Origin of the sequence: Paraburkholderia fungorum (assembly GCF_046026025.1) — a bacterium.
In the GTDB taxonomy this organism is placed as follows: Bacteria; Pseudomonadota; Gammaproteobacteria; order Burkholderiales; family Burkholderiaceae; genus Paraburkholderia; species Paraburkholderia fungorum_E.
Genome location: NZ_JAQQFL010000071.1, coordinates 1 through 6,420, shown reverse-complemented (window position 1 = coordinate 6,420; position 6,420 = coordinate 1). Strand labels below are relative to the sequence as shown.

The following is a 6,420-nucleotide window of genomic DNA, read 5'->3' as shown; positions in this document are numbered from 1 at the left end:
ACCGGCGCTGATGCCGATTTTTGCACCGTACATCAACTCGTATCGCCGCCTGTCGCGCTTCATGGCCGCACCGATCAACGTGGCATGGGGTTACGACAACCGCACGGTGGGTTTCCGGATTCCGCATTCGGGCCCGGCTGCGCGCCGCATCGAAAACCGCATTCCGGGCGTGGACTGCAATCCGTATCTGGCGATCGCCGCAACGCTGGCAGCCGGCTATGTTGGCATGACACAAAATCTGGAACCGACCGAGCCGCTGCTCAGCGACGGCTACGAATTGCCCTATCAGTTGCCGCGCAATCTGGAAGAAGGATTGACGTTAATGGGCGCGTGCGAACCGATGGCGGAGATTCTCGGCGAGAAATTCGTCAAGGCCTACCTCGCACTGAAAGAAACCGAATACGAAGCGTTTTTCCGCGTGATCAGCTCGTGGGAACGCCGACATTTGCTGCTGCACGTCTGAGACCGGATTCAGGGTCCCGATTCATGACGTTGCTCGCAAACGCAAAAAAACTGGAGGCAGTATGAGCTACAGAACAGAAGAAGTCGCTTACGTCCAACCGGCGGTACTACCCGCCGCGAGCGCGCAAGCCACGCAACGCAGCACCGCTGAATACCGCGCCCTCGACGCGGCCCATCACATCCATCCGTTTTCGGACATGGGTTCGCTCAATCGCGCCGGCAGCCGCGTGATCGTCAAGGCGCAAGGCGTGTACCTGTGGGATTCGGATGGCAACAAGATCATCGACGGTATGGCCGGTTTGTGGTGCGTGAATGTCGGTTATGGCCGCAAGGAACTGGCCGACGCAGCGTACCGCCAGATGCAGGAACTGCCCTTCTACAACACCTTCTTCAAGACGACGCATCCGCCCGTGATCGAACTCTCGGCCCTGCTCGCGGAGCTGGCGCCGGAACCGTTCAATCACTTCTTCTACTGCAACAGCGGCTCGGAAGGCAACGACACCGTGCTGCGCATCGTCCACCAATACTGGGCAACGCAAGGCAAGCACTCGAAGAAGGTCGTCATTTCGCGCAAGAACGGCTATCACGGTTCGACGATCGCCGGCGGCACGCTCGGCGGCATGGGCTACATGCATGAGCAGATGCCTTCGAAAGTCGAAAACATCGTTCATATCGACCAGCCGTATTTCTTCGGCGAAGCAGAAGGCAATCTGACGCCGGAAGAATTCTCGCTGGCCCGCGCGCAGCAACTCGAAGCGAAGATTCTGGAAATCGGCGCGGACAATGTTGCCGCGTTCATCGGTGAGCCTTTCCAGGGCGCCGGCGGCGTGATTTTCCCGGCCTCGACGTACTGGCCGGAAATCCAGCGCATCTGCCGCAAGTACGACATCCTGCTGGTCGCCGACGAAGTGATCGGCGGCTTCGGCCGGACCGGCGAATGGTTCGCGCATCAGCACTTCGGTTTCGAGCCGGATCTGATCACGCTGGCCAAGGGCCTGACGAGCGGCTATGTGCCGATGGGCGCAGTCGGCCTGCACGATCGCGTGGCCAAGGCGATCATCGAGCACGGCGACTTCAATCACGGCCTCACCTACTCCGGTCACCCGGTGGCCGCGGCGGTGGCGATCGCCAATCTGAAACTGCTGCGCGACGAGAAGATCGTCGAACGCGTCAAGACCGACACGGGTCCGTACTTCCAGAAGAAGTTGCGCGACACCTTCGCCAATCACCCGATCGTTGGCGAAATCTCCGGCGCGGGTCTGGTGGCCAGTCTGCAACTCGCAGAAGACCCGAAAACGCGCAAGCGTTTCGCCAATGGCGGTGACGTCGGCACGATCTGCCGCGACTTCTGCTTCAACGGCGGCCTGATCATGCGCGCTACCGGCGACCGGATGCTGCTGTCGCCGCCGCTCGTAATTAATAAGCTGGAAATCGACGAGATCGTTTCGAAGGCCAAAAAAGCCGTCGACGCGACCGCACAACAACTCGGAATTTCGTAACGGCAGTTCGTTCCGGCATGCGCGCACCCACGATACACGCTCATGCCGGTTCTTCACATCAAGGGAAAAAACCATGAGCGTTTGTCATCTTCGTCATGCGGTCGCGGGGGCCGCGCTTCTCGCCTTCGCGGGTTTTGCGGCGTTGTCGGTCACGCCGGCCCTTGCGGCCGACACGGAACTGAATGTCTACAACTGGTCGGACTACATCGCGAAGGACACGATTCCGAACTTCGAGAAGCAGGACGGTATCCACGTCAAATACGATAACTACGATAGCGATGATACGTTGCAGGCCAAACTGCTGGCGGGTAGCTCCGGTTACGATATCGTGGTCCCGACGTCGAACTACATGGCCAAGCAGATTCAGGCCGGCGTCTATCAGAAGCTCGACAAATCGAAGCTGCCGAACCTCGTAAATCTCGACCCAGTACTGATGAAGATGATTGCCGACGCCGATCCGGGCAACCAGTACGGTGTACCCTGGGCCTACGGCACCGACGGTATCGGCTATAACGTGCAGGCTGTGCAGAAGGCACTCGGCGCAAATGCACCGGTCGATAGCTGGGCGCTCGTATTCGACCCGGCCAATCTGTCGAAACTGAAGGGCTGCGGCGTATCGTTCCTCGACCAGGCAGTCGACGTGTTTGCCGCCACGCTGCAGTACATGCACAAAGATCCAAACAGCACGAACCCCGCCGATTATCAGGCTGCCTTTGAAGTGCTGAAGAAAGTCCGCCCGTATATCACCCAATTCAATTCTTCCGGCTACATCAACGACCTCGCCAATAACGACGTCTGCGTCGCGGTTGCATGGTCTGGCGACGTCGGCATCGCGAGCCGCCGCACCGCTGAAGCCAAGCGTTCGTATCAGGTCAAATTCTCGAACGTCAAGGAAGGCGGCCTGCTGTGGTTCGACGTGATGGTGATCCCGAAAGACGCGCCGCACGCTGAAGCCGCGTTGAAGTGGATCAATTACATCGAAGACCCGAAGGTCAACGCCGCCATCACCAATGAAGTGTTTTATCCGACTGCGAACAAGGCTGCGCGCCAGTTCGTCACACCGGGTGTCTCACAGGATACGACCGTTTATCCGGGCGACGAAGTCTTGAGCAAGATGACGCTCATGAAGCCGATGCCCACTGACATTCTGCGCCTTGAAAATCGTCTTTGGGCGCAGCTTAAAACCGGCCATTAATCAAGCCAAACCAGAAACTTTGATCCGCGCTCAGGGATCGCTCGAACCCTGAGCGCATGAATGGCAGTAACGGTAGTCAGCCTGCGCCGTCCACGCGCAGTCCCATGTTTTCCGATCGCAGCGCATCTTGCGAGTCGCTTCCCGCGCCTCGTATGGAGACACTTGCGCTCGCGATCCGCAAGGAATGGTTACATCATGAACTCGACGACACAAACAAGCGTAGCCGGCGCCACCCAGATGGCCCGCCCCGCACCGACGACAAAATCGAAATCGGACGAATTCGTTCGCATCGAAAATGTCGTGAAGAAATTCGGCGACAGCACCGCTGTCGACAACGTCAACCTGAGCATCGCCAAGAACGAACTGTTCGCCCTGCTCGGCAGCTCCGGCTGCGGCAAGTCCACGCTCCTGCGCATGCTCGCGGGGCTCGAGACCGTTACGTCCGGACGCATTTTCGTCGACGGCGAAGATCTCGCCGCGATGCCGCCGTACAAGCGGCCGGTCAACATGATGTTCCAGTCATATGCGTTGTTCCCGCACATGAGCGTCGAAGCGAATATCGCATTCGGCCTCAAGCAGGAAGGCACGCCGAAGAACGAAATCAAGGAACGCGTTGCCGACGCGCTCAATCTCGTGCAGATGAGCAAATACGCGCAACGCAAGCCGCATCAGTTGTCCGGCGGACAGCAGCAGCGTGTGGCGCTGGCCCGCTCGCTCGTCAAGCGCCCCAAGCTGCTGTTGCTCGACGAACCGATGTCGGCGCTCGATAAACAGATCCGCCAGAAGACCCAGCTCGAACTGGTGAACATCATCGACAAAGTCGACGTGACCTGCGTGATGGTCACGCACGATCAGGAAGAAGCGATGACGATGGCCGGGCGACTGGCTGTGATGAGCGAAGGCCGCATCGTGCAGGTCGGTTCGCCCAGCCAGGTGTACGAGTTTCCGAACAGCCGTTTCTCGGCAGGGTTCATCGGTTCGACCAACCTGTTCGAAGGCACCGTGGTTGCGGATGAGCCTGACCACATCTTCGTCGAAAGCGAAGACCTCGAATCGAGCATCTACGTGAGCCATGGCATTACCGGGCCGCTGGGCATGCCGGTGGGCATCTCGGTACGTCCGGAACGCGTGAAGGTCTCGCTCGACAAGCCCTCGACGCCGCACAACTGGGCGCGCGGCGTGGTCTCGGATGTTGCGTACATGGGCAGCTATTCGCTGTATCACGTGCGCCTGCCGAGCGGCAAGACGGTGGTGTCGAATCTCTCCAGCTCGCACCTGATGAGCGAAGGTGCGCCGTCCTATAACGACGACGTGTTCGTCTACTGGTCGCCGGCAAGCGGCGTGGTGCTGACGCAATGAGCAATCCCACTACCTCCTCCCCCGCCGCGCTCGGCGCGCCATCCGGCAGCCGGCTGCTCGGCTCGCTGAAGAAGCGCTTGCTGGCGCTGGTGCCGTCGGGACGCACGACCGTGATCGGCGTGCCGTTCCTGTGGCTCACGCTGTTCTTTGCGTTGCCGTTCGTGCTGGTGCTGAAGATCAGCTTCGCCGATCTGCGCCTGGGCATTCCCCCGTACACGGATCTCGTGACGGTCAAGGACGGCATGGTGCACTTCGCGATGCAGCTCGGTCACTATGCGTTCCTGCTGCAGGACGATCTGTACGTCGCCACGTACATCAGCTCGCTGAAGATGGCCGCTGTATCGACCTTCTTCTGCCTGCTGATTGGCTATCCGGTTGCGTACTACATCGCCCGCTCGGAACCGACCAAGCGCAACCTGCTGATGATGGGTGTGATGCTGCCGTTCTGGACGTCGTTCCTGATTCGCGTCTATGCATGGATCGGCATCCTGAAGGACGACGGTCTGCTCAATCACACGCTGATGTCGATCGGCATGATTCATTCGCCGTTGCGCCTCTACCACACGGATATTGGCGTCTATATCGGCATGGTCTATTCGTACCTGCCGTTCATGGTGATGCCGCTGTATGCCCACCTGGTGAAGATGGACCTGACGCTGCTCGAAGCCGCTTACGACCTCGGTTGCAAACCGTGGACCGCGTTCACGCGCATCACCTTGCCGCTGTCGAAGAACGGCATTATCGCCGGCAGTCTGCTGGTGTTCATTCCGGCGGTCGGCGAGTACGTGATTCCTGAACTGCTCGGCGGCGCCGATACGCTGATGATCGGCCGTGTGATGTGGGATGAATTCTTCAACGATATGGACTGGCCGATGGCATCCGCTGTCACCGTCGCGATGGTTCTACTGCTGCTCGTGCCGATGGCCGTGTTCCAGTACTACCAGGTCAAGGAACTGGAGGGCGCGAAATGATCAAGCCTAATAGAACGCTTTCCAATAGCGTGCTGACGTTCGGGTTTCTGTTTCTGTATATCCCGATCATCAGCCTGGTGGTGTATTCGTTCAACGAGTCCAAGCTCGTCACGGTCTGGTCCGGCTTCTCGCTCAAGTGGTACGGCGCGCTGCTGCAGGACGACGAACTGCTCAATGCAGCGTGGCTGTCGTTGAAGATCGGTCTGCTGACCGCGTTTGCGTCCGTCGTCATCGGTACGTGGGCCGGGTTCGTGCTGGCCCGCTTCGGACGTTTTCGCGGCTTCACGCTGTTCGCCGGCATGATCAACGCGCCGCTCGTGATTCCTGAAGTGATCCAGGGTATCTCGCTGCTGCTGCTGTTCGTCGCGCTCGAACAGATGCTCGGCTGGCCGAAGGGCCGCGGCCTCTTCACGATCTGGATCGGCCACGTGATGCTGTGCGTTTCGTACGTGGCGATCATCGTGCAATCGCGGGTGAAGGAGCTCAACAAGTCGCTCGAAGAAGCCGCGCTCGATCTCGGCGCAACGCCCTTCAAGGTGTTCTTCCTGATCACGCTGCCGCTGATCTCGCAGGCACTCATGTCCGGCTGGCTGCTGTCGTTCACGCTGTCTTTCGACGACCTCGTGCTGTCCGCGTTCCTCTCAGGCCCAGGCTCGACCACGTTGCCACTCGTCGTGTTCTCGCGTGTGCGCCTCGGTTTGAATCCGGAAATGAATGCGCTCGCTACGATCTTCATCACCACGGTGACCATCGGCGTGATTGCGGTCAATCGCTGGATGCAGGTGCGTGAACGCAAGCGCAACCGCGACACCCAGATGGCGTTCGCGCTCGCCGAAGCCGCCGACCCGTTGCCGTCAGCACCACAACAAGCCACCGTACGGAAATCGCTCGATACGGCACGCGCATAAGAAGTCCTTTTGCAATACGACCAATA

Annotated in this window: 5 protein-coding genes and 1 pseudogene; all 6 read left to right on the top strand. The window is 59.5% G+C overall.

What is annotated here, in order from left to right:
• Positions 1–463: pseudogene (locus PQR67_RS37950) on the top strand (glutamine synthetase); the annotation flags it as partial.
• Positions 464–524: 61 nt separating this feature from the next.
• Positions 525–1,961, top strand: a complete 1,437-nt coding sequence (locus tag PQR67_RS37945) for an aspartate aminotransferase family protein (RefSeq protein WP_408467914.1) — start codon at positions 525–527, stop codon at positions 1,959–1,961.
• Positions 1,962–2,034: 73 nt separating this feature from the next.
• Complete coding sequence (locus PQR67_RS37940; RefSeq protein WP_408467913.1) at positions 2,035–3,156, top strand: polyamine ABC transporter substrate-binding protein; 1,122 nt, start codon at positions 2,035–2,037, stop codon at positions 3,154–3,156.
• Between the two features lie 195 nt (positions 3,157–3,351).
• Positions 3,352–4,515 carry an ABC transporter ATP-binding protein gene (locus PQR67_RS37935; RefSeq protein WP_408467912.1) on the top strand — a complete coding sequence of 388 codons (1,164 nt, stop codon included), beginning with the start codon at positions 3,352–3,354 and terminating at the stop codon, positions 4,513–4,515.
• Positions 4,512–5,486 (top strand): ABC transporter permease subunit, encoded by a 975-nt coding sequence (locus tag PQR67_RS37930; RefSeq protein WP_408467911.1) that lies wholly within the window; start codon positions 4,512–4,514, stop codon positions 5,484–5,486. Before PQR67_RS37935 ends, PQR67_RS37930 begins: the two co-directional genes overlap by 4 nt.
• The gene (locus PQR67_RS37925) at positions 5,483–6,394 is read left to right on the top strand and encodes an ABC transporter permease subunit (RefSeq protein WP_408467910.1); all 912 of its coding nucleotides are present in this window, start codon (positions 5,483–5,485) and stop codon (positions 6,392–6,394) included. Before PQR67_RS37930 ends, PQR67_RS37925 begins: the two co-directional genes overlap by 4 nt.
• Positions 6,395–6,420 lie beyond the last annotated feature (26 nt).